Raw genomic sequence first — 26084 nt, 5'->3', positions numbered from 1 at the left:
TGTTTAGCATGACGCGGTTTGCTCACATCAACACGCCATGAATCATCCCTGAGGCTCGATTCCGGCCATCCATGGCCTTCAACGGTTGATTTAGAGCAAACAGGTCATGCTTAACCTACTGGCATTATGGGGAGTGTGAGTATAGTAGTGTGAGTTTAAAAGCTACATAACATACCGCTGGGTAACATGGGGTTAAATACACCCGATCGTACCAAGGCGGCACTTTTTTCTATATCGGGACCAAAGTAACGATCTTGCTGATAAAAGCTGACTTCGTCGCGCAAAGCAGCTTTTGCTTGCTCTAACACCGGGGTGCTTTTCAATGGCGCCCGAAAATCCAAGCCTTGTGCCGCAGCAAGATATTCCACCGCCAACACGCCGGTAGTGTTCTCGGCCATATCAGCCAAGCGCCGAGCGGCAAAGGTCGCCATGGAAACATGATCTTCCTGATTGGCTGAAGTTGGTAAACTGTCGACCGAAGCGGGATGTGCTAACGATTTATTTTCTGAGGCCAGCGCAGCAGCGGTCACCTGTGCAATCATAAAACCACTGTTGACCCCACCGTTTGGCACCAAGAAAGCCGGTAACTTACTCAAACTAGCATCAATTAATAACGCCATACGGCGTTCCGACAGTGCGCCAATTTCGGCTATGGCTAAGGCCAAGTTATCGGCGGCCATAGCAACCGGTTCGGCATGGAAGTTACCACCGGATAAAATATCGCCATCATCAGCAAATACTAAGGGGTTATCTGTAACGCCATTGGCTTCAACTTGCAGCACTTCTGCCGCATGACGGATTTGCGTTAAACAGGCACCCATCACCTGAGGTTGGCAGCGTAACGAGTAGGGATCTTGTACTTTTTCACAGTTTTCATGGGAATGGCCTACTTCAGAGCCGGTTTGCAGCAAGTGCCGATAAATGCTGGCAGTATCAATTTGGCCTTTTTGGCCACGCGCTTGATGGATGCGTGGATCAAATGGCGCGCGACTGCCAAGTGCCGCTTCCACGCTCATTGCACCAATAACGCAACCCGCAGCGTACAAATCTTCGGCATGAAACAAGCCTTGTAAGGCTAGGGCGGTAGAGGCTTGTGTGCCATTCAGTAAGGCCAGACCTTCTTTCGCGGCAAGGGTAATTGGCGCTAAACCGACTAATTCGAGTGCTTCTTTAGCATCATAAATTTGCCCTTTGTAGCAAATCTCACCTTCACCGATTAACGGTAAAACCATATGAGCTAGAGGCGCCAAATCGCCAGATGCGCCCACCGAGCCTTTTTCTGGAATGCAGGGATATAACTCGGCATTGACCATGGCAATCAGCATTTCAATCACGCTTAAACGAATACCCGAAAAGCCACGGCTGAGCGAATTGATTTTTAGCACCATCATTAAGCGTACGGTGCTATCTGCCATAAACTGGCCAAAGCCCGCGGCATGCGATAACACGATAGACCGTTGTAACAATTCTAATTCATCGTTTTTAATCCGTGTGCTAGCCAGTAAGCCAAAGCCGGTATTGATGCCATACACCACTTTATTTTGTTTAATAATATCGGCGACACAAGCGGCTGATTTAGCAATAGCAGGGAGCGCACTGGCATCTAGGCTGAGCGTTACTGCGCCTTGTTGCACAGCACGTAATTTTGCCAAACTAAGCTGGCCAGGGATCAAGTTTAAGGCGAAGGTCATGGTTATTCTCCCGTCATCATCGGTAGATCAAGGCCCTGTTCATAGGCACATTTTTTGGCAATGTCGTAACCTGCATCGGCATGACGCATTACCCCCGTACCCGGATCATTCCACAGCACTCGGCCTAAACGTGCTGCCGCTTGCTCCGTGCCATCCGCGACAATCACCACGCCACTGTGTTGGCTATAACCCATACCTACGCCACCGCCATGATGTAACGACACCCACGTAGCGCCGCCAGCGGTATTTAATAAGGCGTTCAGTAATGGCCAATCGGAAACGGCATCTGAGCCGTCTAGCATGGCTTCGGTTTCACGATTAGGGCTGGCAACCGAGCCAGAATCAAGATGATCACGACCAATAACAACGGGGGTACTGAGTTCGCCATTTTTTACCATCTCATTAAATGCTAAAGCGATACGGGCGCGATCTTTTAAACCAATCCAGCAGATACGAGCGGGTAAACCTTGAAACTGAATGCGCTCGCGTGCCATATCCAACCAATGATGCAAATGGGTATCATCTGGGATCAGCTCTTTGACTTTCGCGTCGGTTTTGTAAATGTCTTCGGGATCACCAGACAGGGCCACCCAGCGAAATGGTCCAATGCCTTGGCAAAACAGTGGCCGAATATAGGCAGGAACAAACCCCGGGAAATCAAAAGCATTGTCTATGCCTTCGTCTTTGGCCATTTGCCGAATATTATTGCCATAGTCGGTAGCGACTGCGCCGCGTTGCTGTAAAGTTAAAATCGCTTGCACTTGTACGGCCATAGAATGTTTCGCGGCTTTAACCACTTTGGCCTCGTCTTGCTGGCGCATTTCTGCTGCAATTTGCAGGGTCCAGTTTTGGGGTAAATAGCCGTTTAAAGGATCATGTGCGGAGGTTTGATCGGTCACTACATCGGGCGTAATGTTTCGCTTAACTAATTCGCTGAACACATCGGCGGCATTCGCCAATAAACCAATTGAGGTGGGTTTGCCTGACGCTTTGGCTTGCTCAAGTAATTGCAACGCTTCATCTAAAGCATAGGCTTTTTGGTCGATATAGCCGGTTTTTAACCGAAAATCGATGCGACTTTCATCCACTTCACAGGCAATCATATGGAACCCGGCCATGGTTGCGGCCAATGGCTGTGCACCGCCCATGCCACCGAGACCACCGGTTAAGATCCATTTATTGGCGGCGTTACCGTCAAAATGCTGCTTAGCAATCGCCACAAAAGTTTCATAGGTGCCTTGTACGATGCCTTGCGTGCCGATATAGATCCATGAGCCAGCGGTCATTTGGCCGTACATCATTAACCCTTGTCGATCTAACTCATTAAAATGCTGCCAGTTTGCCCACGCCGGTACCAAATTAGAGTTGGCGATTAACACCCGCGGTGCATCAGGGTGGGTTGGAAAAACACCAACGGGTTTACCGCTTTGCACTAACAGTGTTTGGTTATCCTCTAACCGGTCTAACACCTCGACAATCTTATCAAAACAAGCCCAGTTTCGTGCAGCGCGGCCAATACCACCATACACCACCAGGGCTTGCGGATGCTCAGCCACCTCAGGATCCAGGTTGTTCATTAGCATGCGCTTAGCGGCTTCAGTTTGCCAACTTTTGGCGGTGATCTGCTTGCCGCGCGCGGCACGGATCACTCTGCTGTTATCAATACGGTTCGTGTTCATAGCAACCTCTGTTAACGGGGTAACGCAAAATTAAGGTGTCCGCCCAGCCGATAGCGGCTACCAGGCGAGGTGAGATAAGCCAGGCTAACGGCACCATCACGGCTAAAGGTGCGACGGGTCAAGCGCAGGCAGGGTTCAGGTTTTTTCAGTTGTAGATGCTGGCAAGTAAAGTTATCTGGCCAGATCGCTTCAACGATATGTTCAGCTTCGGTCAGTGGCGCAATCATACTCAGATAGTGATGCGGTGTTTGCTCTTGAAAATCTTGCTGGATATACAGTGGCACTTGCAGCGGATTGACATAGCGCGCTTCGAGTTGCAGTGGTTGCCCGGCAGACAAGTGCACAATCAGTGAAAAAAATACAGGGTCATTGCGTTTTAACCCCAATGCTGTTGCCACAATGGTGGGGCAAGGTAATTCGGTCAGCTGTACTAAGGTTGCGCTATAGGTATGGCCACGGCCGGCAATTTCATCAGCGATATTATGTATTTGCAATAAAGATGACTGTGATTTAAGTGCCGCAACAAAGCTGCCAACACCTTGCGTTCGATACAAAATACCTTGCTCGGTTAGCTCTTGCAAAGCGCGGCGGGCGGTCATGCGGCTAACGGAGAATTGCTCGGCCAATTCATTTTCGGATGGCACACGGCTGTGCTCAGGCCAGGCACCGCTTTCAATTTGCCGCAGCATAAACTCTTTTATTTCTGCAAATTTTGCCATGTTATTCTCGTGTTAGTCAGATAGCGGATCAGAACGGATCCACTAATTAGCTGCAAATAAAAATAGCGGATCTTGGTTGTATATACAAGTTTTTCGTATAGACTATTTTTAATAGTTTGGGCTTTAGCCCTAGAGGTCGTTGCGCGATTAAGTGTTAGCAGAATCGTGCTCAGGAGGAATAGTGACAGAATTTGATGCCGTGTGGCTGAATGCTCAGATCGCCAGCATGACGGAAAACGGCCAGCCTTATGGTGCTATCGCGCACGGCGCATTGGCCATCAAAGACGGTTTGATAGCTTATGTTGGGCCACAAGCCGATTTGCCGCAATTTGATGCATTAAGTACGCCGCTGTACGATGCAAAAGGCCAATGGATCCTGCCCGGTTTAATTGATTGTCATAACCATTTGCTGTTTGCTGGTAGTCGCGCCAATGAATTTGAGCTGCGCCAACAAGGGGCCAGTTATCAAGCTATCGCGGCAGCAGGTGGTGGTATTGCCAGTACCGTAAAAGCCACTCGGGCAGCCAGCCATGAACAATTGTTTGTATTAGGTAAAGATCGGCTCAATAGCTTACTGCACGAAGGCGTGACGACTGTAGAAATTAAATCAGGCTATGGTCTCGACTTAGCCAATGAGCAAAAGCTGCTTGAAGTCGCCGCGTTGTTAGCTGAGCATCATCCGCTGAATATTGTAAAAACCTTTTTAGGTGCGCATGCACTGCCAGCAGAATTTAAAGAGGATGCGGCGGGTTATATCAACGAAGTGTGTCGTATGTTACCGCTGCTTGCTGAGCAACAGTTGGTGGACGCGGTTGATGTGTTTTGTGAAGGTATTGGCTTTAGTGTTGAGCAGTGTCGGCAAGTATTTAACACGGCCAAGGCATTAGGCTTACCGGTTAAAGCACATGCTGAACAATTATCTAATTTAGGCGGCAGCGCCTTAGTGGCTGAGTTTTCGGGGTTATCCGCGGATCATCTGGAATATTTGGATGAGGCAGCGATTGCCCGTATGGCAAAAGCCGGTACCGTTGCGGTGTTATTACCGGGGGCCTATTACTTTTTACGGGAAACCCAATTACCACCGATAGCGCTGTTACGTCGCTACCAGGTGCCAATGGCGATTGCCACCGATCTTAATCCGGGGACCTCGCCATTTTGTTCATTATTGTTAATGTTGAATATGGCCTGCACCTTGTTTCGTTTAACGCCAGAAGAAGCGTTATTAGGCGTGACGCGTTATGCTGCCAAGGCGCTGGGATTTACTGACCGGGGAAGTTTGGCTGTGGGAATGCGTGCCGATTTTGCCTGTTATGCGATTAGCCAACCGGCAGAATTATGTTATCAATTTGGCGTCAGTGCGCTTAAACAAGTGGTCATTGGTGGCACCTTATGCCGCTTAGCCAAAAATGTGTAGCTGATCACCCCTTAGTCAATGCTTGGCGGCTGTTGCTGCTTACCCGCTAAAAAGGCTTGTACCAGTTGGCTTAACACTTGGCCGCATTGATTCATCCCTGCAGCTTCACCACTTGGATGTTGCGCAGGCGCGGCTTCGGCTAAGTGTAAATAAGCGGTTTGCGGTAATTTGGCGAAGTGAAACACGGCTTGCTCTGCTTCAGCTACGCTAATACCACTGTAGTTAAGCGCGCTGGCCGGCATGCTGGTAATGCAGTCGGTATCCACTTCAAGTGCTAACTTGGTGTTAGCGGATAACACTCTTTGCAAACTCAGTTCGATGGCCTGGCTCCAGTTGTACTGGCCTTCTACAAAGATCTGTTGATAGCTGAGATATTCAAAATTCGCTTGCTGTAAGGCCGTCAAACTGGCGGCATTATTTTTTTGCACATGCAGCCCCAGCACAAAATAGTGCTGTAATAACGCTTCAGCTTGCGCATAACTAAACGCATTGCCGCTATGTCGCCCTTCTAAAGCACGAAAATCGGCATGCGGATCCAAATTAATACAATTAACCTGTTGCTGCTGACAATCACTTAACGCCCGCAACAGTGGCAAGGCATTGTTATGACCACCGCCAATCACTATCGGCGTTAAGCCCTGCGCAAAAATAGGTTTAACGGCACTGAATACTCGTTCGTCAAGTTGCGCACAAAGGGCGCGTAATTGGTTTAAATGCTCGGGTTGTTGATGATCTAATGCTGTACTTTGTGCTTGTAAATCGGCACAGGCTACCTCACCGAGGATCAAAATAGATTCACCGGCGAGTAATGCATTAGCTTGCAGATTAAGAAATTTGTTTAAAAACGCTTGAAAGCCTAATTGTGCCCCAGCAAAGCCACCGTTCGCTCTAGGGCCCAGATCTTCTGGGATCCCCAGTATGACAAACTTGCCACCGTGAGTGGCATGTAAGGCAAGGTTCTCTGCTAACGATAAAGTGGCTTCAGGAAAGCGTAACTGGGCAGATAAGCGTTGCTCGCCGCTGCGCTGCTGACAGCAACGCGCAAGTTGCGCTTGAGTCAAATAGTGCAGGGCGTTCATGCGTTACTCGATGTCGAGTGCATCAGGCGATAAAATGATGCCGGTACTGTCAGCATACAGATGATCACCAGGTAGGAAGGTTACGCCAGCAAAATTAACGGGCACTTCGGTTTCACCAAAGCCTGCATCGTCAGCGCCAATCGGGATCGCATTAACGGCTTGAATACCGATATCGAAATCTTCTAATGCATCAAGATCGCGCACGCTACCGTAGCAGACAATGCCTTCCCAGCCGTTGCTTGCCGCTAAAGAGGCCAGATCCGCATCAACTAAAGCACGACGAGCTGAGCCACCACCGTCAATCAGTAACACCTTACCAATGCCGTTGTCAGTCAGCATTTGACGCACCAAACCGTTGTCTTCAAAACATTTTACGGTGTGGATTTTTCCGCCAAAAGAACGGCGACCACCATAGTTAGCAAAAATTGGCTCAACGACATCAACTTGATCCGCGTACAGATCGCAAAGCTCTGAGGTGTTATATTCCATAAGGTGGCTCCAAACTGCAAGAAAGGTATGCAGACAGTATAACCTGCTACCACCTAAGCTCAAGCACAACTTCGAGCACAATCAGGCAAAGTCGCTTACGCAATGCGGTTTTCTACTTGAGAGGGAAGTGGTAACAGGCGGATGCTTAACGGGAGTACACTGGCCCTTACAGCGTTTTAATACTGATCAGCGGTTCACGGCTGGCATTAGCGTGTTTTAACTTGGCCAAATAGTCTTGCCACAAGGTTGTTTCATCTTGAGCCAACTGGCAAAGATAAGCAAAACTGTACAAGCCGGTGGCATGGCCATCATCAAAAACCAGTTTTACTGCGTAATGACCCACCGCTTGGATCTGCTTGATGGCAACATCACGTTTATGGCTGACCAACTTAGGTTGGCCATGACCACGCACCTCAGCAGAGGGGGAGTGCACGCGTAAAAATTCGGCACTCAAACTGCTGAGGCTGCCGTCGCTAAACTGTAAGTCGAGCAAACGGCGACGTTGATGGTAATGAAGACCAACCAATTTTTTGGTCATTACAAAATAAACCGACTGAGATCTTCGTTTTGTACTAAGTTGCCCAGATGTTTTTCGACATACTCCGCATCGATACTGATTTGTTGCCCCGCATGATCGGCGGCATCATAAGAGATTTCCTCTAATAAACGCTCCATCACAGTGTACAAACGACGAGCACCGATGTTTTCTGTGGTTTCATTCACTTGAAAGGCCGCGGCGGCGATATGCTTAATGCCGTCAGCGGTAAAGCTGATGTTCACCCCTTCAGTGGCGAGCATCGCTTGCGCTTGTTCGGTCAGTGACGCTTTAGGTTCGGTTAAGATGCGTTCAAAATCAGCGGCGGTTAACGCTTCCAGTTCAACCCGGATCGGCAAGCGACCTTGTAATTCAGGCACAAGATCGGAGGGTTTACTCATTTGAAAGGCGCCAGACGCAATAAACAAAATATGGTCGGTTTTTACCATACCGTGCTTGGTGTTCACGGTGCAGCCTTCAATCAGCGGCAGTAAGTCACGTTGCACGCCTTCGCGTGAAACATCGGGGCCGCTGGTTTCGCCGCGTTTACAAATTTTATCGATTTCATCTAAAAACACGATGCCATTTTGTTCAACCGCTTCTAAGGCTTCTAGCTTAAGCTCTTCAGGATTAACCAAACGTGCCGCTTCTTCTTCAATTAATTGCTTTAAAGCCTCTTTGATTTTCAGCTTACGTTTTTTCTTTTTGTCATTGCCCAAGCTTTGAAACATGCTTTGCAATTGCGACGTCATTTCTTCCATGCCCGGTGGCGCCATAATTTCGACGCCAATGGGGCCTTGTGACAATTCCAATTCGATTTCTTTATCGTCTAATTGGCCTTCACGTAGCTTTTTACGGAAAATTTGCCGTGTATTCGATTCGCTACTTTTTTCTGTTTCACCCCAGGCGTCTTTGGCGGGTGGCAGTAAAGCATCGAGGATCCGCTCTTCTGCTGCTTCTTCTGCTCTAAAACGATTTTTGGCAATCGCTTGTTCACGCAACATTTTAACGGCACTGTCTGCCAGATCACGGATGATGCTTTCTACTTCTTTACCGACATAACCCACTTCGGTGAATTTGGTGGCTTCAACTTTGATAAAGGGCGCGTTAGCTAATTTGGCTAAGCGACGAGCAATTTCAGTTTTACCTACACCCGTTGGGCCAATCATCAGAATATTTTTGGGGGTGACTTCTTGGCGCAAGCTTTCATCAAGCTGCATACGGCGCCAACGGTTACGTAAGGCAATAGCAACGGCACGTTTGGCTTTATTTTGACCGATAATATGTCGATCCAACTCGTGGACGATTTCTCTAGGCGTCATGTCAGACATAATTGTTCCGCTTATAATTCTTCAATGGTGTGATGGTGATTGGTATAGACACAAATATCACCGGCAATTTTTAGGCTTTTTTCAACGATGTCACGCGCGCCTAACTCAGAATTTTGTAGCAGCGCTGTCGCCGCCGCTTGCGCAAAAGGGCCGCCACTGCCAATGGCGATCAGATCGTGTTCTGGCTGGATCACATCGCCGTTACCCGTGATGATTAAAGAGGTGTTGGCATCGGCTACGGCCAGTAACGCTTCGAGTTTGCGCAGCATGCGATCGGTACGCCAATCTTTTGCTAACTCAACAGCCGCGCGCATTAAATGGCCTTGGTGCATGTCAAGTTTGGCTTCAAAGCGTTCAAATAAGGTGAAGGCGTCAGCGGTACCGCCGGCAAAACCTGCCAAGACTTTATTATGGTAAAGACGGCGAACTTTACGGGCGTTACCTTTCATTACGGTGTTGCCCAGTGACACCTGGCCATCACCGCCGATGGCGACGTGACCATTGCGTCGAACAGATACGATAGTTGTCATGAATATGCCCTATGGCGAATTAACTTAGGGCATAGATAGGGTTTAGGCGTTAGCTTTTCAAGCCCAGTTACGCACCTGACAGGTATTAATACCCATTTGCCGTAACCGATTCATATCAACCGTGGCAGCACGACGAGACTCATAAGGGCCCAGCACAACCCGAAACCACACGCCGTTGGTCCCTTCGGTGCGGCGCACATCGGCAGTAATGCCCGCAAAGGCGATTTGCGCCTTCATGGCTTCGGCTTGGGTTTGCTGTCTAAAAGAGCCACATTGCAGTTGCGCCGGACCACTGCGGCGCTGCTCCGTCACTTCGACGGTCACTTCTTTATTTTTAAGCTCTTCAATATATTGATAAGGCTCAGCTACGGGCTTGGGAGGCAACTCATCTTTTTTCACGGTAACAGCCGGAGCGGGCGCTGCAGGCGGCGTTACGACCGGAGCTTGTTGGCGTAAAAACCACAAACCGTAAACAAAAGCCAATAAGACACAGAGCACCAAGCCGATTAATATCCAAGGTTTTTGTGAGGCAGCTTGCGCTTTGGCGCCGCGCGCTGGGCGGGCTTTGCCTTTGGTCTTGCTGGCCGGTTTCGGGCGACTGGCGCGCACATAATCTTTTTGTGGCATAGTGACTGTTTGGTTACCTACTCATTACAACAACGGCTATTCTACCTTGAATAGTAAAAAATGAAATAGAGCTATCACTCTGGCTTTACGTTTAGCTCAGATCCAGTGCATCCACATCGAGCTGCCATTTTACTTTACGGCTCAACGGCCAACGTGTGATTTCTGGCAAGATGTGCCCTAAGGCGTGATGCAATAGCGGTCTATTATGGCTGTACAAATGCAACTGCCAGCGATACTTACCCGCTTTGCGCTCTAAAGGCGATAATAACGGCCCTAGCCGCTGTAAACCGTTATAGGCTTGGCAAAGCTCTGCGACCTGTTGTAACCACTGCTGGCATAAGTCACTTTGTAGGGCTTCGGCACGAAATAATGCCAAGTGCTGATAGGGCGGTAAGGTGGTTTGTTGGCGTTCGAGCAGGGCGCTGCGCGCAAAAGCCGCATAACCGTTTTGAATAATATCTTGCAGCAGAGCATGTTCAGGATGCTGTGTTTGCAGTAATACCTTACCTTTGTCATTGCCTCGACCTGCGCGGCCAGCGACCTGTGTCAGCAGTTGAGCTAATTGTTCTGGCGCGCGAAAGTCTGCACTGTATAAGGCGCCATCTACATCAACAATTACCACCAAGGTCACAAAAGGAAAGTGATGGCCTTTCGCCAGCATTTGCGTACCTAAAATCAGGCGTGGCCCAGCTTGATTAATATCCTTGAGCAACTCCCCTAAAGCACCTTTTCGCCTTGTACTATCACGGTCTAAACGGGTTACGGGCGTATCTGCAAACAACTGCTGCAAATGTTCTTCTAGCTGTTCAGTGCCTTGGCCGACTGGCGCTAATCGAGCACTGCCACAAGATCCGCATTGCCTAGGAATAGGGCGGCTGGCGCCGCAATGGTGACATAACAATTGGCGACTATGTTTATGATAAGTGGTAAAGGTACTGCAACGTTTACATTCGGTCAGCCAGCCGCAATCTTGACAGCTAAGCGCCGGGGCAAAACCGCGGCGATTTAAAAATAACATCACTTGCTTACCACGGGCTAACTGGCCGCGGATTTGTTTAATGCTGCTATCGGCTAAACCGAACTGTAATTGCTGCTGTTTTAAATCAATTAACTCAAATGGCGGTAAGCTTTGCCCTGTAGCGCGATGTTGCAGTGCTAAATGCACATAGCGTTTTTGTTGGCAATTATATAAAGATTCTAAACTGGGAGTGGCAGAGCCAAGCAACACAGGGCAGCCTTCTAATGAGCCGCGTTTAATCGCCAGATCACGCGCATGATAGCGAAAGCCATCTTGCTGTTTTAAAGATAAATCATGCTCTTCATCAATAATAATTAAACTGAGTTGTCGAAACGGTAAAAACAGCGCCGAGCGCGTGCCAATGACAATCGCCGCACTGCCACTTGCTGCTTGTAACCAACATGATAAACGTTCGCCATCACTGAGGTTAGAGTGCCAAGCTAAAACGGGTACATTAAAACGCTGCACAAAACGTTGCAGCGTTTGCGGCGTTAAGCCAATTTCAGGTAGCAACAATAAGACTTGTTCGCCACGGGCTAATAAAGGCGCAATGCATTGCAAATACACTTCGGTTTTACCCGAGCCGGTGACACCTTCTAACAAGAACGGCTGAAATTTTCCGTGAGCCTGCTGCACCGCACTCACAGCAATAGCCTGGTCAACTGTCAGCTGTAAGGGTGTTTGTGCTAAACCTTGATAGGCGTAAGGTTGACGCTCTAGTGTTTCAGCAACAATCATGCCTTTGTCTATCAGTTGTTTCAGTGTGCTGCGATGATGCTGTTGCAGTAGTGTATCTTCAGCTAAAGGGCTGGTTTGCAGCGTTTGCCACAAGGCAAGTTGCTTCGCCGAACGCTTAAAATCACTACTTTGTGCTGCTTCGCCTGCCGCCGTTAATCGATAGCCGGTTAGGGCATAATCGCGCAGTTGTCGGCCCTCACGCAATAACGCAGGAAGGGCTGCGGTCAGCACTTCACCTAACGGATGGTGATAGTAATCCGCTGCAAAGCTTAATAAAAGGCGTAGGGTGCCGGAGATCACCGGAGCGTCTTCTAAAATGTGACTTACTGCTTTGAGTTGGCTGTGTTCAAAAGGGCTATCCGGATCAATTTGCCAAACAATCCCGATTAACTGACGTTGACCAAATGGCACTTGTACCCGACACCCCACTGTTACACTGCTGTTTTCAGGCAACAGATAATCAAAATGTTGGCGTAACGGGACGGGCAGAGCCACTCGAATAACGGTCACTATGGTTTCCACAACAAAGCAAAGGGATTGTTAGTTTAAGGATCGATATCCGGCTTGCCAAGTAAAACAAAAATAGTGTTTTTTTGCCGCGGGCAGGTTGCAACTTGTTTGCCTATCAATTAAGCTACGCGCCCTAAATTAACTGTAATTGCGTATGGTGTCTGGCGCTAAAAATTGTGACCAGATAGCGATACGGCCTAACGAGGTAACCCATGAAACCAGGTATCCATCCAGAATACAAAGAAATTACTGCTACTTGTACTTGCGGTAATGCATTCAAAACTCGCTCTGCACTTTGCAAAGACATTCACTTGGACGTATGTTCAGCCTGTCACCCATTTTATACTGGTAAGCAAAAAGTGTTAGACGTAGGTGGTCGTGTAGATCGCTTCAAAAAACGTTTCTCTGTTCTGGGCAATCGTTAATCGATTACCGAACGAAAAAAAACCGGAGCTTAAGCTCCGGTTTTTTTTGCTTCAAAATACCCTGAATGTGCACATTAGCATTAATCTGTACTGAGCATAGCGGCACGGTTGTCATGGCGATGGTTGTAGCACAATAAAAAAACGCCATGCTCAGCATGCTAGCTAAGACATAGCGTTAAGTGGGTACAACCTATGGCTAAAACGATTGTGCAGCAAATTCAAACAACCGGTTATTGACCACCTGATAACACTTGGTTGATTGAAGAGGAAGAGCTGTCTGGTTTAATACTGGCACAGTTGCTGCCGCTTTGCTCACAACTGACCCCGCGAATACGACTGCCGACAGAACGGCTATCATAAAGCCCTGAAGAATTTAACCGTTTGACTAAACCGACAAGCATGTTGTTCATTTGTATTTGCTGACCCGTCACGCGGATGACTTCAATGTTTTCAACTTGCTGTAAATCTTTTACTAATTCTGCATGTTCATTGTTTGCTGCTAGTTCAGCGCTTACTTCCGCTAAATAAGGTTTGGCTTGGGTTTGACCAGTTAACACTAAGCGTTTAAACAACTCCGCCGCAGCAACGAGATCTTTTTCAGTGCCAATACCATGTTGTTTAAGTTGGCCCAGTAACAGCATTGACGTTGCTAACTTTTGTTCTGACGCTTGCTCGAGTAATACCACCGCTTGCTCGATTTGTGTTGGATCTTCAGTTTGCAATAATGTTACTGCTTTTGCATATTGGGCTGGAGCGTAATTTAAAGAGATGGCTTGTTCTAATAACCGGTCGGCTTCTGCGATATCTTGCTCAATAACAAAGCCATTTCTTAACCAATCTGACATCAAGTAAACTGACATGGGGTTACGCTGGCGCACACCTTGGCGAAGATAGCGTAATGCTTGACTGGTATTCTGTTCTAAACCATCGCCTGTAGCATAAGACATCGCAACGATCGCCGCGGCATCGCCGCTACCTGCTCGAGCCAGTCGCATCAATTTACGCAGCTCTTTTGTGCAGTCAGTTTCAGTGCATATTTGCTCATTGTTTCCGGCATTTTGTGCAGTGGCGGGCAGGCTAATACTGATGCTACTCACGATAATAAGTGCAGAGATCGATAAAAGGCGCATGGCATAACCTCATTAACTAAATATTTACCAGTTATTGTAGTGATATTTTAATGACGGTCAAGGGATGTAGCCAAAATTAACGGAAAATTGTTTTATTTATGTTAAATATTGGTTGTGGCTAGTTCAACACATAAATACTCAGCAAGAGATTGGGTTTTAAGTGTATAGGCTTCTTTATGGCTAGCGCATTTCTTGCTATAAGAGGAGAAGAAAATATCAACAAGAGGGTGGTCATACTTGCTTAGGCTGGTAGGTCCAGCAACAAATTGGTGTTCTTCTATTAAAGAGCTCATTAAAATGAGCCTTCATCTGGCTTGCTGTGAAACAATAATAAGCATAATTGCAGCCTGTCGCCGCTTACCTTACTCCAGGACAATTAGAATGACAGATTTCAGAGAACAGGCACTTCGCTATCATGCCGAACCCCGCCCAGGAAAAATTAGTATTGAAATCAGCAAACCGGCTGAAACCGTCCGTGATCTTGCGCTAGCTTACAGCCCCGGTGTGGCGGAGCCCGTTCGTGAAATTGCCGCTGATCCAGACAATGTGTATAAATATACCGCTAAAGGTAACTTAGTCGCCGTGATTTCTAACGGTACTGCGATTTTAGGTTTGGGTAATCTCGGGCATTTAGCATCAAAACCAGTGATGGAAGGTAAAGCCTTGTTGTTTAAACGCTTTGCCAACTTAGATTCGATTGATATTGAAGTGTCACATCGCACAACGGAAGAGTTTATAACGACTGTTGCCAATATTGCCGATACCTTTGGCGGGATTAATTTAGAAGATATTAAAGCGCCAGAATGTTTTGAAATAGAAAAAGAGTTAATCAAACGCTGCAACATCCCGGTGTTTCATGATGATCAACATGGTACGGCAATAGTCACTGCTGCCGGTATGCTTAATGCGTTAGAAATCCAAGGTAAGGATATTAAACACGCCATTATCGTTTGTATGGGCGCGGGTGCTGCGGCTATTGCTTGCATGGAGTTATTAATTAAATGCGGTGCCATGCGTGAGCATATCTATATGTTGGATACCAAAGGGGTGATCCATGCTCGGCGCGAAGATTTAAACCAATATAAATCGTTATTTGCCAATAATACCGATAAACGGACTTTAGAAGATGCTTTACAAGGGGCGGATGTTTTTGTTGGTGTATCGGGCCCCGATGTGTTGCCAGCAGAAGCATTAAAGTTAATGGCAGATAAGCCCGTAATTTTTGCTTGTTCAAACCCTGATCCAGAAATTAAGCCTGAGCTCGCGCATGCGGCTCGACAAGATCTGATCATGGCAACAGGTCGCTCTGATTACCCTAATCAAGTGAATAATGTCTTGTGCTTCCCGTTTATTTTCCGTGGTGCTTTAGATGTGCGTGCCAGTGAAATCAATGACGCAATGAAACTTGCAGCAGTAGAAGCGATCCGCTCAATTGCTAAAGAGTCCGTACCAGCAGAAGTTTTGGCGGCGGCTGACGTGTCGGCTTTAGAGTTTGGTAAATCTTATATTATTCCAAAACCGATGGATCCGAGATTGTTGCCTCGTGTAGCACGCGCTGTGGCAGAAGCTGCGGTAAACTCGGGCGTTGCTCGTTTACCACTGCCTGATAATTACTATAAGTAAGCTACCACTTATAAAAAAACCGCCTATTGGCGGTTTTTTTATTCTTCGTCGTTTTCTGCTTCAATGATGACCGGGATGGGTTTACCCATGCTGGTCAAAATCTGCCGAACTTCAGCAGGAATTTGATGCGGATTATCTTTACGTAGATCGTCATCAGCCGGTAACGGCTGGCCAGTAAAGGCGTGCAAAAAGGCTTCGCACAATAGCTCACTATTTGTAGCATGCCGTAAGTTGTTCACTTGGCGGCGAGTGCGTTCGTCAGTTAGCACTTTTAAAACATTCAGCGGGATCGATACGGTAATCTTTTTAACTTGTTCTGATTTTTTACCGTGTTCCGCGTAAGGGTGAGCATACTCACCATTCCACTTAGCCATAAGGGTCCCTTGTTATTGGTCGAGAGAAATTGCTCGCGCAAGTGCGAAATTCTACTGTTTTCTCTGTTACAGTCAAACACTGTGCAACAAATAAACATTATAGACGGCTAAATGGTTTGACTTCCAGTGTTAACGCATTATACTTTTTAGACATCTAAACATCCAAAAGGGCGTATTATGACCAAGCGTCATCCAGCGACTATCGTTGCTCGAGCGGGTATTGCGGAAGATACCGCCTTTGGTGCAGTGACACCACCGATTTACCTCACTTCAACTTATCAACTTCCGGCATTAGGGCAGCCAGGTCCTTATGATTATTCACGTTCTAATAACCCTACCCGCGATGTACTAGGGGAGGCGCTAGCCGAACTCGAAGGCGGTGCTAAAGCGATTATTACCAATACGGGTATGTCAGCTTGTTTGTTAGCACTGCAATTACTGACCCCCTCTGACACCTTAGTGATCCCGCATGATTGTTATGGTGGTAGTTATCGATTATTTACCAATTTGGCGCAAAAAAAGCAGGCTTTTAAATTACAGATTATCAATTTTCAAGATGCCGATTGGGCCGAACAACTACGGTTAAGCCAAGCCAGCATGATTTGGTTAGAAACACCGAGTAACCCATTACTGCAAATTACCGATGTGCGGGCGGTTTGTCAGTTAGCGGCCAGCCTCAAAGCCAAAGTGGTGGTGGATAACACCTTTTTATCGCCGGTATTGCAGCAGCCCCTCTCCTTAGGTGCCGATTTAGTCATACACTCGACGACGAAATTTATCAATGGCCACTCTGATATTATCGGCGGTGCCCTGATTGCTAAGGATCTGGCGGTTGGCGAAGAATTAAAATGGTGGGGAAACTGTTTAGGCTTAACCGGTGGAGCATTTGATGCCTATCTTACCTTGCGAGGCTTAAGAACGTTAAACTTGCGCTTAAAGCTGCAACAAGAAAATACGGCTGCAGTGGTCGATTTTTTAGCGGCGCATCCTTTAGTCGCTAAAGTGTATTATCCCGGGCTGGCAAGTCATCCTGGGCATCAGATTGCTAAAGAGCAGCAATTGGGTTTTGGGGCGATGTGTAGTTTTGAGTTGAACGCCCCTGCAGCATTGTTAAAAGATTTTTTCAATGCTTTAGACTATTTTACTTTGGCGCAATCACTGGGAGGCACTGAAAGTTTAATCTGTCATCCTGCTTCAATGACACATGCTTCGATGGATGCGGCAGCGCAGCAGCGAGCGGGTATTGCTGCCACCTTAGTGCGGTTATCAATAGGCATTGAAGATGTGGCAGATTTACGTGCTGATTTGCAACAAGCGCTAAATGTGGTTGCTCAGCGTTTAGCTGACTAAAACAAACCCTCGAGCTTAGGCAACAGATGATTTAATGCCTGTTGCCTAAGTTATTTTTAAATATTGTGTGTGCTCTCGCTAATATCTAAAATTCATTAACTTAATGATTTCTTTATTTTAGTTCGTGTTTGTTGGCTTCTTTTCACCGTAAAATCAAGTTCCGTAAGCAGGTAACACGCTTGGCATTGTTAATTAAATTCGGGTAATCTAAAGCATATAAGTAGCTAGGCGCTAACGCTACAGCCAAGGAATTGGATTTCTGCATGCTTTTATCGGGCCTGTGTCGGCATCGGCGACATGTTTATCAGTTTTTCTGCTTTTTGTTGTGTGCTGTATTTTTTAATACGGCGGCGACTTCTGCTGCAAAGCATATTCCTACCTTAGATAATTATTTTAAAGAAACGCTTAACACTCGAGCCGGTTTACCGCACAACACTATTAATGCCATAGCTCAAACCCCTGATGGCTATATGTGGTTTGGGACTTGGGAAGGCGTTGCACGTTATAACGGCCGCGAATTTCGCATTTTTGATCGAAACCCCCAAACCGGTTTGCCTGATGTCGGTGTGCGTACTTTTCATTTAGATCAACATAATGTTTTGTGGATAGGTGGTGCACGAGGCGGGTTGGTTAAAGTACAAGATGGGCAATGGCAAGCTTTCCCCCCTTTTGGTGAATTGATTAATCGTTTGTTTATGGATAATCAAGATCGATTATGGGTTGCTACTGAGGGGCAGGGCCTCTACATGCAAGATGCTGCCGGTAAACGCACACATTTTACGCTTGACGATGGATTACCCTCACTCCAAATTCACAGTTTGCAACAAGACGCCAAGGGCTTGCTGTGGGTTGGCACCGCGAATGGATTGGTTTACTTAGATGCACAATTGCAAATTCAACCGGTTGCTGCTGACGAATTTAATGGCGTACCGATATTTGCTTTGGAATTAAATCATCAAGCAGAGTTACTGGTGGGTACAGAACGTGGCCTTTATCTGGCACAGCCAAGTCAAGCTAAACCATTAACTTTATTAGATAATGTTCCAGTGTCGGCCATATTGCAGGATAACGCCGACATTCTTTGGATTGGCACTATCGATAGAGGCTTATTACGCCAACATAACGGTATTACTGAAACCTTAGATATGCGACAGGGCTTACCCAATAATCGTATTTTAGCCTTGTTAAAAGACAAAGAAGGTAATTTGTGGGTTGGCACTAATGGCGGCATTTTTCGTTTAAGAGATGCGCCTTTTAATACCATGACCACCGAAGCCGGATTAGCTGGAAATTATACCCGTGCTGTGTTGTCGCATTCCAATGGCTGCATGTATGTTGGTAGCAGCCGCGGTTTAACCCGTATTTGTAATGGTGTGTTCAGTATTATTGATTTATCGGCAGTCAGTGTTGGGCAGTCGGTGTTAAGTTTAGCGGAAGGTCCCGATCAGACGGTGTTAGTGGGTACCTATGCCGATGGTTTAATTGAACTGCAACACGATCAAATCCGACGCCATTATGATACCGGGAACGGTTTACCGGCCAATGAAGTGCGCGCCATTTTACCTCTGGGCAACGGTCAAATGTGGGTAGGTACGTCTAATGGTGTCAGTCTTGTAAAGGATGATGGTATTTTAAGTTTAGGCATTGCTGATGGTTTACCCAGTTCGTTTGTTGTCTCGCTGTTTCAAGCACCTGATCAGCGGATTTTTATTGGTACCGGCAATGGTGTGGCCGTTTATGAAAACGAGCAGCTGAGAACACTAAATTTAGCCGCCTATGATGATGCACACTATGCCTTTGGGATGACCTATGATGCCCCAGTTAACATTTTATGGATCACCACGGATCGAGGCCTGATGGCCTATCATCTAGCCAGTAATGACATACAGATTATTGGCCGAGCGCAAGGCATGCCGTTTGATAAAATATTTGAGTTAGTTCAAGACCAGCAAGGATCCTTTTGGATCAGCAGTAATAGGGGTATTTTAAGGTTAAATCGCAGCCATGCCCTAGCGCTTTTAGCCGGTAAGCGTAGTGCATTAAATGTCGAACTGTATGGTGAAAGCGATGGCATGATCAGCTCGCAAGCCAATGGCGGCTCTGCTAAAGCGGGTGCACTACACCATGATGGTTCGGTGTGGTTTGCCACATCTATGGGCGTTACGCGGGTTCAGCCTGAGCGCTTGCAGCAATTTGCTGAAATTGCTCCGCCAGTAGTCATTGAAAAAGTGCATGTCGATGGCCAAGCTTTACCCTTAGATTCTCCAGCTAAGCTCGCCGCAGGCAGCAATCGATTGGAAATTAGTTACGCAGGCTTGGGTTTTGTGATGTCAGGGCGAATTCAGTATCGCACTAAGTTAGACGGTTTTGATCGTGATTGGGTGGCGCGTGGCACCGCCATTACCGCCGAGTACACTAACTTACCACCAGGCGAATATCGCTTTTTAGTGAGTGCCAGTTATCCCGATGGTGAGTGGAGCAAGCAAGAAGCTGTCTATACTTTTACGTTATTGCCACATCTTTGGCAGCGTTGGTGGTTTAAATTAGCCATTATCTTGTTACTCACCACACTCAGTATTATGTTGGTGCGTTGGCGTATGTCGAGTTTGAGACACACTGAACAACGTTTGCGTAAATTAGTCTCAGAGCAAACAACAGAACTGCAATTACTGGCGAGACAAGATGCCTTAACCGGTTTGGCTAATCGCCGAGCCTTTGATGAAGAATTGCAGCATGAGTATCAACGCGCGCAGCGGAATCACACCACTTTATGTCTGGCATTAATAGATGTTGATCATTTTAAGCGGGTTAATGATCAACTGTCGCATGCGGTAGGTGATGAAGTACTGAAACGTTTGGCTGAAGTGTTAAAACAGCAATGCCGGACGGTTGATATGCTTGCACGTTGGGGCGGCGAGGAGTTTGTGGTGTTGTTACCTGATACTTCATTACAGGATGCTTCAGAGGTGTGTGAACGCCTTCGTCATAAAGTAGAAAAACTTAACTTCACTGATCTAGCTGCAGATTTGCATATCACGATTAGTATTGGTTTAACCACGAATAATAAGTTGGAATTACCCCAACTATTAGTCAGTGCCGATAAAGCCTTGTATAACGCGAAAAGATTAGGGCGTAATCGCTTAGCCTTAGCTGATAACACTCGTTAAATATTGGGTATTAATTCAAAAAAACAGCATAATAATTCTTGATTGTGCATATCCTTCGTTCTACACTAGGCGCCATATTGTGCTATAACTTGTAGCCTAGTTTTTCTTTTAAGAGTTTTCCATGTCCGTTGAACAACAAAACATTAAAATTCGCAGTGCCGTCCTCGGCGCAGCGGGATACAGTGGTGCTGAGCTATGTGCTTTGTTATGCACTAACCCCTATTTTGAACTGAGCTATGCTTTTGCATCAGCCGGTCGCAGTAGTGAACCTTTCGCCCAGTTATATCCTCGTTTTCAGCAACAAGTTGATATTATGGTTGAGCCTTGGACCGATGAGCGCGTTGAGACGTTAGATGTGCAGGTGGCGTTTTTGGCGTTGCCACATGAAGCCAGTGAAGCTATTGCCCCGCTGTTGTTAGCAAAAGGCATTGCGGTTGTGGATTTATCGGGTGCCTTTCGTTTAAAGCAAGCTGACTTATACCCGAAATACTATGGTTACGCTCATCAACATCCTGAGTTATTAGCCCAAGCGGTGTATTCTTTAATGGAATGGCAAACGAGTCCATTGGGTGATTTAGTCTCGGTTCCTGGTTGTTATCCTACTGCTTGTACGTTGGCGTTATTACCGCTGCTAAAAGCCGATTTAGTGACTCAAGACTGCATTCCGGTGATCAGTGCCACAAGTGGTGTCTCGGGTGCCGGCCGCAAAGCCAGCTTAAGTACTTCATTTTGTGAAGTCGGTTTAAATGCTTATGGTTTCTTTAAACACCGGCACCGCCCAGAGATTGAACAAAATCTGGGACGCAAAGTGGTGTTTACCCCTCATCTGGGTAATTTTAAGCGCGGCATTTTGGCAACCTGCGTTGTTACGTTAAAAGCCGGCGTGAGCGCTGAGCAAGTTGCGGCAGCTTTTCAGCATGCTTATGCCAATAAACCGTTAATCCGTTTTACTAAGAACTCTCCTAATGTTGCCGATGTGGCGGGTACACCGTTTTGTGATTTGTATTGGCAGCAAGATGGCGAGCAATTAGTCATTATGTCAGCCATTGATAACTTATTAAAAGGTGCTGCCGCGCAAGCGATGCAGGCGGCGAATGTGCGTTTTGGTAAACCGGAGACAGCGGGTTTATTAGCAGGAGCCAGCCTATGAAACCGCTAGTATTAAAAATGGGTGGTCGCTTACTGCAAGATAGGCAAGCGTTAGATGCCTTATTAGCGGTATGTGCCAACATTAAGCAGCAACGGCCGGTCATTTTAGTACACGGCGGTGGCGATCAGGTTGATCAATGGCTGAGCAAGTTTGGTTTTGTCACAGAAAAAATTGATGGGCAACGGGTATCACCGGCAGAACAAATGCCTGTGATAACCGGTGCTTTAGATGGCGCGGTAAATGCTGAAATGGTCAGCCGCGCCATGTTGCAAGGTTTGCTCCCAGTTGGCTTAAATTTATCCGCGGGTAATGCCTGTCAATTTACCGTGAATACGCGCCTTGGTGCGGTAGGTATTGTTAAACCCGCCGATGCGACCTTAATTGAGTTGTTATTAACTCAAGGCTATACCCCCGTATTTAGCTCGATTGGCATTGCTGCCGATGGCCAGTTGTTAAATGTGAATGCCGATTTAGCCGCAGCGGCTATTTGCCAGCTAGTGAAAGGCCAATTGGTGTTATTAACCGACGTTCCCGGCATTCTCGATGCCAATATGCAGTTAATTAGCGAACTTTCTGCCGAACAAGCCAGTAACTTAGTGCTTGAGGGTGTAATTAAAGGTGGCATGAAAGTGAAGTTAGATGCTGCTTTAGAAACAGCGGCCGCGTTGCAAAGTAATATTGTGGTCGCGGGCTGGCAAAACCCAGCCGATTTGATGAATTTGATGCAGGATAAGCCGGTCGGCACCTGCATTTTGTATTAATTAACGGCGCCATTGCTTGGTGCCATTGAGTAAGGATACCGCTTAGCGGATAACGCGTGTGCTATGAGTAAATTAACCCAGCTGCTATGTTTAGCTGAACTGGATCAACAACAATTGTCTGCTCTGCTTGATCTCGCCTTAGATATCAAACAATCACCTAACAATTACCGACATGCTTTGCAGGGGCGTAGTATTGCTTTGCTGTTTGAAAAGCCCTCGTTACGCACCCGCGTTAGCTTTGATGTGGGTATTCACAAATTAGGTGGCCATAGTGTCTATCTTGATTTGCAAAATGGCGCTATGGGTGAGCGTGAATCGGTTGAAGACTTCGGCAGTAACTTAGCATGCTGGACCGATGCTATTGTGGCGCGTGTTTACTCACAGAAAACCCTGGTGCGTTTAGCTTTAAGCAGTAAAAAACCGGTTATCAATGCGTTAAGTGATATTTATCACCCATGCCAAGCCTTAGCCGATTTATTGACATTAAAAGAGCAGTACGGCGATATATCTCAAGTACACTTAGCCTATGTTGGCGATGGCAATAATGTTTGCCAATCTTTGATGTTAGGTGCTGCGATCATGGGGATGGACTTAACGGTGGTTACACCACAAGGTTTTGGCCCTGATGCGCATGTATTATTAAAAGCGCAAGAAATCGCGCAGCGCAGTGGCGCCAAGTTAACATTGAGCCAGCATGTTTCTTCTGCGGCCGGTGCTGATGCGATCTATACCGATACTTGGTTATCAATGGGTACCCGTTCTGATCCTGCGTTAATTACTGAAATTTTTTCACCCTATCAGATCAATACTGCAGTGATGCAGCGTTTAGCGGTAAAACATTTTATGCACTGTTTACCTGCACATCGTGGCCACGAAGTGACCAGTGAAGTGTTAGACAGTGAACATTCTTTGGCATTGCAGCAAGCGGAAAACCGCATGCACGCACAAAATGCCGTTTTAGTCAGTTTATTTAGTTGAGGTTGATGATGAGCGTTGAAAACGTTAAAAAGGTAGTTTTAGCCTATTCAGGTGGTTTAGATACATCGGCTATCGTGCCGTGGTTAAAGGATAATTATAACTGCGAGGTGATTGCCTTTGTTGCTAACGTCGGTCAAGGCGATGAAGAGCTTGCCGGTGTAGAAGAAAAAGCCATTAAATCAGGTGCTAGCAGCTGCTACATCGTTGACTTACGTGAAGAGCTAGTCAATGAAGTGATTTTCCCGACGTTAAAAACCGGTGCGGTGTATGAAGGTCAATATTTATTAGGAACCTCTATGGCGCGCCCTGTGATTGCGCGTGCCCAAGTTAATTTAGCCTTAGAATTAGGTGCCGATGCGTTATGTCACGGCTGTACGGGTAAAGGTAATGACCAAGTACGTTTTGAAGGGGCCTTTGCCGCGTTAGCGCCACAATTAAAAGTGATCGCGCCATGGCGTGAATGGGAATTTAACTCTCGTCAGTCACTGCTTAATTACTTGGCTGAGAAAAACATTCCGACTACCGCTTCTGCGACCAAGATTTATAGCCGTGATGCCAACTTATGGCATATTTCACACGAAGGCGGTGAAATTGAGAATCCGTGGAACGAGCCTTCAGATCAAATCTGGATGTGGACGAAATCACCTGAACAAGCTCCTGATCAAGCCGCTTACGTTGAGTTAAGTTTCGAAGCCGGTGAATTAACCACCATCAATGGTCAAGCGATGGGGGGTGTTGCTGCCATTGAGTTACTGAATGATATCGGCTCTGAGCATGGTGTTGGCCGTATCGATATCGTTGAAAACCGTTTGGTTGGCATGAAATCTCGGGGTTGTTATGAAACACCCGGCGGTACAATTTTATTAGCCGCGTTAAAAGGTTTAGAAGCCTTAGTGTATGACCGTACTTCACTGAAATACCGTGAAGAAGTGGGTTTAGAGTTTGCGCAGCTGGTTTATGATGGACGTTGGTTCACACCATTAAAAGATGCCTTACTTGCCGCAGCAACCTCTTTAGCATCACAGCTAACCGGTGATGTTGTGATCAAACTATACAAAGGCAATGTCACGGTAGCGAAACGTCGCTCACCAAACAGCTTGTACTCAGAAGCATTCGCCACGTTCGAAGGTGATGAAGTGTACAACCAAAAAGACGCTGAAGGCTTTATCAGATTATACAGTCTGGCTAGCCGGATCAGAGCCTTACACGCAAACAAGGGTTAAGTATTATGGCTATGTGGGGAGGGCGCTTTACTGAGGCCACACTGGCAGAATTTCGTGAGTTCAACGATTCGTTGAGCTTTGATTATCAACTTGCATTGCAAGATATTACCGCATCCCGTGCTTGGGCTGCGGGTTTGCTGCAAGCCGGTATTATCAATCAGCAAGAAGCGCAGCAGTTAGATGCCGGCCTGGCCGACTTAGCTGTAGCGATTGAAGCTGATCCTAAGTTACCGCTGCAAACGCAAGAAGAAGATATTCATAGTTGGGTCGAAGCCCAACTAACGGCCAAGCTAGGTAATGTTGCGAAGAAATTACACACGGGGCGCAGCCGTAATGACTTGGTTGCAACTGACTTGCGGCTCTGGACTCGTTTAAATGCGGATCATGTGCGTCAATCACTACTGGCGGCGTTAAAAGCCTTGTTGGTGTTTGCTGAGCGCGCCGAAACCGCAGTGATGCCGGGTTTTACCCACTTACAGCGGGCACAGCCGGTATTAGTGGCGCACTGGGCCTTGGCCTATGTAGAAATGTTCAAACGTGACCTGGGCCGATTGGATGATGCTGTCGCACGTTTAGACAGTTGTCCGCTAGGTTGTGGCGCACTCGCCGGAACGGGCGTAGCAATGGATCGGCATACACTGGCACAACGCCTAGATTTTGCCGAACCTGCAGCTAACAGCTTAGATGCGGTATCCGATCGTGACTATGTGGTTGAGTTATCCGCTGCCGCAACCTTATGCATGACGCATTTATCACGTTTGTCAGAAGATGTTATTTTCTTTTGCTCAGGTGAAGCGGGCTTCTTTAAATTGGGTGACGCGATCAGTAGCGGCTCCTCTTTAATGCCGCAAAAGAAAAACCCCGATGTATTTGAGTTATTGCGTGGTAAAACCGGTCGTGTCTTGGGCCATTTAGTAGCCATTTTGCATGTCATTAAAGGTTTACCTCTGGCATACAACAAAGACATGCAAGAAGATAAGCAAGGCTTTTTCGACTTGATGAGTACCTGGCAGCAATCGTTGTTAGTACTGGCAACCGTATTGCCGCATTTGTCGGTAAACGAAGCGCAATGTCGTTTAGCAGCAGAGCTCGGCTATAGCAATGCGACTGACTTAGCCGATTATCTGGTGGCGAAGGGTATTCCGTTTCGTGATGCGCATGAGTTATCCGGAGAGTTGGTGTTAAAGGCATCAGCGGCGAAGGTTGCGTTAGAAGCACTGCCATTAGCAGAGATGCAGCAGGTGTGTGAACTGATCAGTGATGATGTGTTTGCTGCTTTGACCATCGAAGCCGGCTTAGCCAAGCGCAATGCTTATGGTGGCACTTCACCACAACGCGTATTGGCTGCGTTAAAAGAGCGCCAAGCTTGGTTGGATAGTATTTTGGCCTAAGGTCACTTGAAAAAAAACCGGCTTTCGCCTAATGCCGGTCAGTTAAGCTGACCGGCATTTTTCTTTCGGACAGGGTATTTCTGCTTACTCGACTTTAGGCAGCGAGGATAACATCGCTCTCGGCGTCCAGGTAGTAAGAAGTAGGACGCCAT

23 protein-coding genes are annotated in these 26084 nt (G+C 47.0%); 10 read left to right on the top strand and 13 right to left on the bottom strand.

The features are described from left to right. Nucleotides 1-155 precede the first annotated feature (155 nt). Genes hutH through hutC form a run of 3 tightly spaced genes read right to left on the bottom strand, consistent with a single transcriptional unit; the run spans nucleotide 156 to nucleotide 4089 of the window. On the bottom strand, nucleotides 156-1691 hold the full coding sequence (gene hutH / locus L1N97_RS15640; protein WP_236130440.1) for a histidine ammonia-lyase: 1536 nt from the start codon (nucleotides 1689-1691) through the stop codon (nucleotides 156-158). Nucleotides 1692-1693: 2 nt separating this feature from the next. Beyond that, on the bottom strand, nucleotides 1694-3370 hold the full coding sequence (gene hutU, locus L1N97_RS15635) for a urocanate hydratase (RefSeq protein ID WP_236130439.1): 1677 nt from the start codon (nucleotides 3368-3370) through the stop codon (nucleotides 1694-1696). Nucleotides 3371-3381: 11 nt separating this feature from the next. Further along, nucleotides 3382-4089 carry a histidine utilization repressor gene (gene hutC, locus L1N97_RS15630; protein WP_226751039.1) on the bottom strand — a complete coding sequence of 236 codons (708 nt, stop codon included), beginning with the start codon at nucleotides 4087-4089 and terminating at the stop codon, nucleotides 3382-3384. Nucleotides 4090-4270: 181 nt separating this feature from the next. On the opposite strand from hutC, the gene hutI reads away from it, so the two are divergent. After that, on the top strand, nucleotides 4271-5503 hold the full coding sequence (gene hutI, locus L1N97_RS15625; protein ID WP_236130438.1) for an imidazolonepropionase: 1233 nt from the start codon (nucleotides 4271-4273) through the stop codon (nucleotides 5501-5503). A gap of 11 nt (nucleotides 5504-5514) precedes the next feature. On the opposite strand, the gene L1N97_RS15620 is transcribed toward hutI, so the two are convergent. From L1N97_RS15620 to priA, 7 genes are all read right to left on the bottom strand, one after another. Continuing rightward, a complete protein-coding gene (locus L1N97_RS15620) occupies nucleotides 5515-6582 on the bottom strand; it encodes a formimidoylglutamase (RefSeq protein WP_236130437.1) in 1068 nt (355 codons plus the stop codon). Nucleotides 6583-6585: 3 nt separating this feature from the next. Continuing rightward, a complete protein-coding gene (gene rraA, locus L1N97_RS15615; RefSeq protein ID WP_226751041.1) occupies nucleotides 6586-7071 on the bottom strand; it encodes a ribonuclease E activity regulator RraA in 486 nt (161 codons plus the stop codon). Between the two features lie 166 nt (nucleotides 7072-7237). Next, nucleotides 7238-7609, bottom strand: coding sequence for a gamma-butyrobetaine hydroxylase-like domain-containing protein (locus tag L1N97_RS15610; RefSeq protein ID WP_229587478.1), 372 nt, complete (start codon nucleotides 7607-7609; stop codon nucleotides 7238-7240). Then, nucleotides 7609-8937, bottom strand: coding sequence for an HslU--HslV peptidase ATPase subunit (gene hslU / locus L1N97_RS15605; protein ID WP_229587487.1), 1329 nt, complete (start codon nucleotides 8935-8937; stop codon nucleotides 7609-7611). Before hslU ends, L1N97_RS15610 begins: the two co-directional genes overlap by 1 nt. Before the next feature lie 11 nt (nucleotides 8938-8948). Next, entirely contained in the window at nucleotides 8949-9467 is a 519-nt protein-coding gene (gene hslV / locus L1N97_RS15600; RefSeq protein WP_229587489.1) for an ATP-dependent protease subunit HslV, read from the bottom strand. Nucleotides 9468-9524: 57 nt separating this feature from the next. Then, the gene (locus L1N97_RS15595; protein WP_236130436.1) at nucleotides 9525-10094 is read right to left on the bottom strand and encodes an SPOR domain-containing protein; all 570 of its coding nucleotides are present in this window, start codon (nucleotides 10092-10094) and stop codon (nucleotides 9525-9527) included. A gap of 91 nt (nucleotides 10095-10185) precedes the next feature. Continuing rightward, on the bottom strand, nucleotides 10186-12360 hold the full coding sequence (gene priA / locus L1N97_RS15590; protein ID WP_236130435.1) for a primosomal protein N': 2175 nt from the start codon (nucleotides 12358-12360) through the stop codon (nucleotides 10186-10188). Between the two features lie 212 nt (nucleotides 12361-12572). Here priA and rpmE point away from each other — a divergent pair, with 212 nt between their 5' ends. Next, on the top strand, nucleotides 12573-12785 hold the full coding sequence (gene rpmE / locus L1N97_RS15585; protein ID WP_226751047.1) for a 50S ribosomal protein L31: 213 nt from the start codon (nucleotides 12573-12575) through the stop codon (nucleotides 12783-12785). 230 nt (nucleotides 12786-13015) lie between these two features. Here rpmE and L1N97_RS15580 read toward each other — a convergent pair whose 3' ends face one another. Next, nucleotides 13016-13915 (bottom strand): tetratricopeptide repeat protein, encoded by a 900-nt coding sequence (locus L1N97_RS15580; protein ID WP_236130434.1) that lies wholly within the window; start codon nucleotides 13913-13915, stop codon nucleotides 13016-13018. Nucleotides 13916-14016: 101 nt separating this feature from the next. Continuing rightward, a complete protein-coding gene (locus tag L1N97_RS15575; RefSeq protein ID WP_236130433.1) occupies nucleotides 14017-14208 on the bottom strand; it encodes a hypothetical protein in 192 nt (63 codons plus the stop codon). A gap of 88 nt (nucleotides 14209-14296) precedes the next feature. Between L1N97_RS15575 and L1N97_RS15570 the strand changes: the two genes are divergently transcribed. Next, on the top strand, nucleotides 14297-15538 hold the full coding sequence (locus tag L1N97_RS15570) for a malic enzyme-like NAD(P)-binding protein (RefSeq protein ID WP_236130432.1): 1242 nt from the start codon (nucleotides 14297-14299) through the stop codon (nucleotides 15536-15538). Nucleotides 15539-15576: 38 nt separating this feature from the next. Here the strand turns inward: L1N97_RS15570 and metJ are convergent, their stop codons facing one another. Then, a complete protein-coding gene (metJ, locus tag L1N97_RS15565; RefSeq protein ID WP_226751051.1) occupies nucleotides 15577-15912 on the bottom strand; it encodes a met regulon transcriptional regulator MetJ in 336 nt (111 codons plus the stop codon). Between the two features lie 177 nt (nucleotides 15913-16089). Between metJ and metB the strand changes: the two genes are divergently transcribed. The 7 genes from metB to argH all read left to right on the top strand — a co-directional run bounded on the left by metB (nucleotide 16090) and on the right by argH (nucleotide 25932). Then, nucleotides 16090-17262 (top strand): cystathionine gamma-synthase, encoded by a 1173-nt coding sequence (gene metB, locus L1N97_RS15560; RefSeq protein WP_236130431.1) that lies wholly within the window; start codon nucleotides 16090-16092, stop codon nucleotides 17260-17262. Nucleotides 17263-17525: 263 nt separating this feature from the next. Next, the gene (locus tag L1N97_RS15555; protein ID WP_236130430.1) at nucleotides 17526-20429 is read left to right on the top strand and encodes a ligand-binding sensor domain-containing diguanylate cyclase; all 2904 of its coding nucleotides are present in this window, start codon (nucleotides 17526-17528) and stop codon (nucleotides 20427-20429) included. Between the two features lie 121 nt (nucleotides 20430-20550). Then, nucleotides 20551-21579 carry an N-acetyl-gamma-glutamyl-phosphate reductase gene (gene argC, locus L1N97_RS15550; RefSeq protein ID WP_236130429.1) on the top strand — a complete coding sequence of 343 codons (1029 nt, stop codon included), beginning with the start codon at nucleotides 20551-20553 and terminating at the stop codon, nucleotides 21577-21579. Further along, the gene (gene argB / locus L1N97_RS15545; protein WP_229587512.1) at nucleotides 21576-22340 is read left to right on the top strand and encodes an acetylglutamate kinase; all 765 of its coding nucleotides are present in this window, start codon (nucleotides 21576-21578) and stop codon (nucleotides 22338-22340) included. The genes argC and argB overlap by 4 nt, the downstream gene beginning before the upstream one ends. Nucleotides 22341-22403: 63 nt before the next feature. After that, nucleotides 22404-23318 carry an ornithine carbamoyltransferase gene (locus L1N97_RS15540; protein ID WP_236130428.1) on the top strand — a complete coding sequence of 305 codons (915 nt, stop codon included), beginning with the start codon at nucleotides 22404-22406 and terminating at the stop codon, nucleotides 23316-23318. An 8-nt stretch (nucleotides 23319-23326) separates the two neighbouring features. After that, on the top strand, nucleotides 23327-24541 hold the full coding sequence (locus tag L1N97_RS15535; RefSeq protein WP_226751057.1) for an argininosuccinate synthase: 1215 nt from the start codon (nucleotides 23327-23329) through the stop codon (nucleotides 24539-24541). Nucleotides 24542-24546: 5 nt separating this feature from the next. Then, the gene (gene argH / locus L1N97_RS15530) at nucleotides 24547-25932 is read left to right on the top strand and encodes an argininosuccinate lyase (RefSeq protein WP_236130427.1); all 1386 of its coding nucleotides are present in this window, start codon (nucleotides 24547-24549) and stop codon (nucleotides 25930-25932) included. Nucleotides 25933-26084 lie beyond the last annotated feature (152 nt).

Origin of the sequence: Rheinheimera sp. UJ63, assembly GCF_021568285.1 — a bacterium.
GTDB lineage: Bacteria > Pseudomonadota > Gammaproteobacteria > Enterobacterales > Alteromonadaceae > Alishewanella > Alishewanella maricola.
Note: the sequence above shows the minus strand (reverse complement) of the source record. Positions and strands in the feature narration are given on the sequence as shown.

Coding starts and splice junctions, on each gene's coding strand:
- L1N97_RS15535 (WP_226751057.1), top strand. CDS start 23,327: ATGAGCGTTGAAAACGTTAAAAAGGTAGTTTTAGCCTATTCAGGTGGT.
- hutC (WP_226751039.1), bottom strand. CDS start 4,089: ATGGCAAAATTTGCAGAAATAAAAGAGTTTATGCTGCGGCAAATTGAA.
- argC (WP_236130429.1), top strand. CDS start 20,551: ATGTCCGTTGAACAACAAAACATTAAAATTCGCAGTGCCGTCCTCGGC.
- L1N97_RS15540 (WP_236130428.1), top strand. CDS start 22,404: ATGAGTAAATTAACCCAGCTGCTATGTTTAGCTGAACTGGATCAACAA.
- L1N97_RS15620 (WP_236130437.1), bottom strand. CDS start 6,582: ATGAACGCCCTGCACTATTTGACTCAAGCGCAACTTGCGCGTTGCTGT.
- rraA (WP_226751041.1), bottom strand. CDS start 7,071: ATGGAATATAACACCTCAGAGCTTTGCGATCTGTACGCGGATCAAGTT.
- L1N97_RS15610 (WP_229587478.1), bottom strand. CDS start 7,609: ATGACCAAAAAATTGGTTGGTCTTCATTACCATCAACGTCGCCGTTTG.
- L1N97_RS15570 (WP_236130432.1), top strand. CDS start 14,297: ATGACAGATTTCAGAGAACAGGCACTTCGCTATCATGCCGAACCCCGC.
- argH (WP_236130427.1), top strand. CDS start 24,547: ATGGCTATGTGGGGAGGGCGCTTTACTGAGGCCACACTGGCAGAATTT.
- rpmE (WP_226751047.1), top strand. CDS start 12,573: ATGAAACCAGGTATCCATCCAGAATACAAAGAAATTACTGCTACTTGT.
- hutH (WP_236130440.1), bottom strand. CDS start 1,691: ATGACCTTCGCCTTAAACTTGATCCCTGGCCAGCTTAGTTTGGCAAAA.
- L1N97_RS15595 (WP_236130436.1), bottom strand. CDS start 10,094: ATGCCACAAAAAGATTATGTGCGCGCCAGTCGCCCGAAACCGGCCAGC.
- L1N97_RS15575 (WP_236130433.1), bottom strand. CDS start 14,208: ATGAGCTCTTTAATAGAAGAACACCAATTTGTTGCTGGACCTACCAGC.
- L1N97_RS15555 (WP_236130430.1), top strand. CDS start 17,526: ATGCTTTTATCGGGCCTGTGTCGGCATCGGCGACATGTTTATCAGTTT.
- metJ (WP_226751051.1), bottom strand. CDS start 15,912: ATGGCTAAGTGGAATGGTGAGTATGCTCACCCTTACGCGGAACACGGT.
- argB (WP_229587512.1), top strand. CDS start 21,576: ATGAAACCGCTAGTATTAAAAATGGGTGGTCGCTTACTGCAAGATAGG.
- L1N97_RS15580 (WP_236130434.1), bottom strand. CDS start 13,915: ATGCGCCTTTTATCGATCTCTGCACTTATTATCGTGAGTAGCATCAGT.
- hslV (WP_229587489.1), bottom strand. CDS start 9,467: ATGACAACTATCGTATCTGTTCGACGCAATGGTCACGTCGCCATCGGC.
- hslU (WP_229587487.1), bottom strand. CDS start 8,937: ATGTCTGACATGACGCCTAGAGAAATCGTCCACGAGTTGGATCGACAT.
- hutU (WP_236130439.1), bottom strand. CDS start 3,370: ATGAACACGAACCGTATTGATAACAGCAGAGTGATCCGTGCCGCGCGC.
- metB (WP_236130431.1), top strand. CDS start 16,090: ATGACCAAGCGTCATCCAGCGACTATCGTTGCTCGAGCGGGTATTGCG.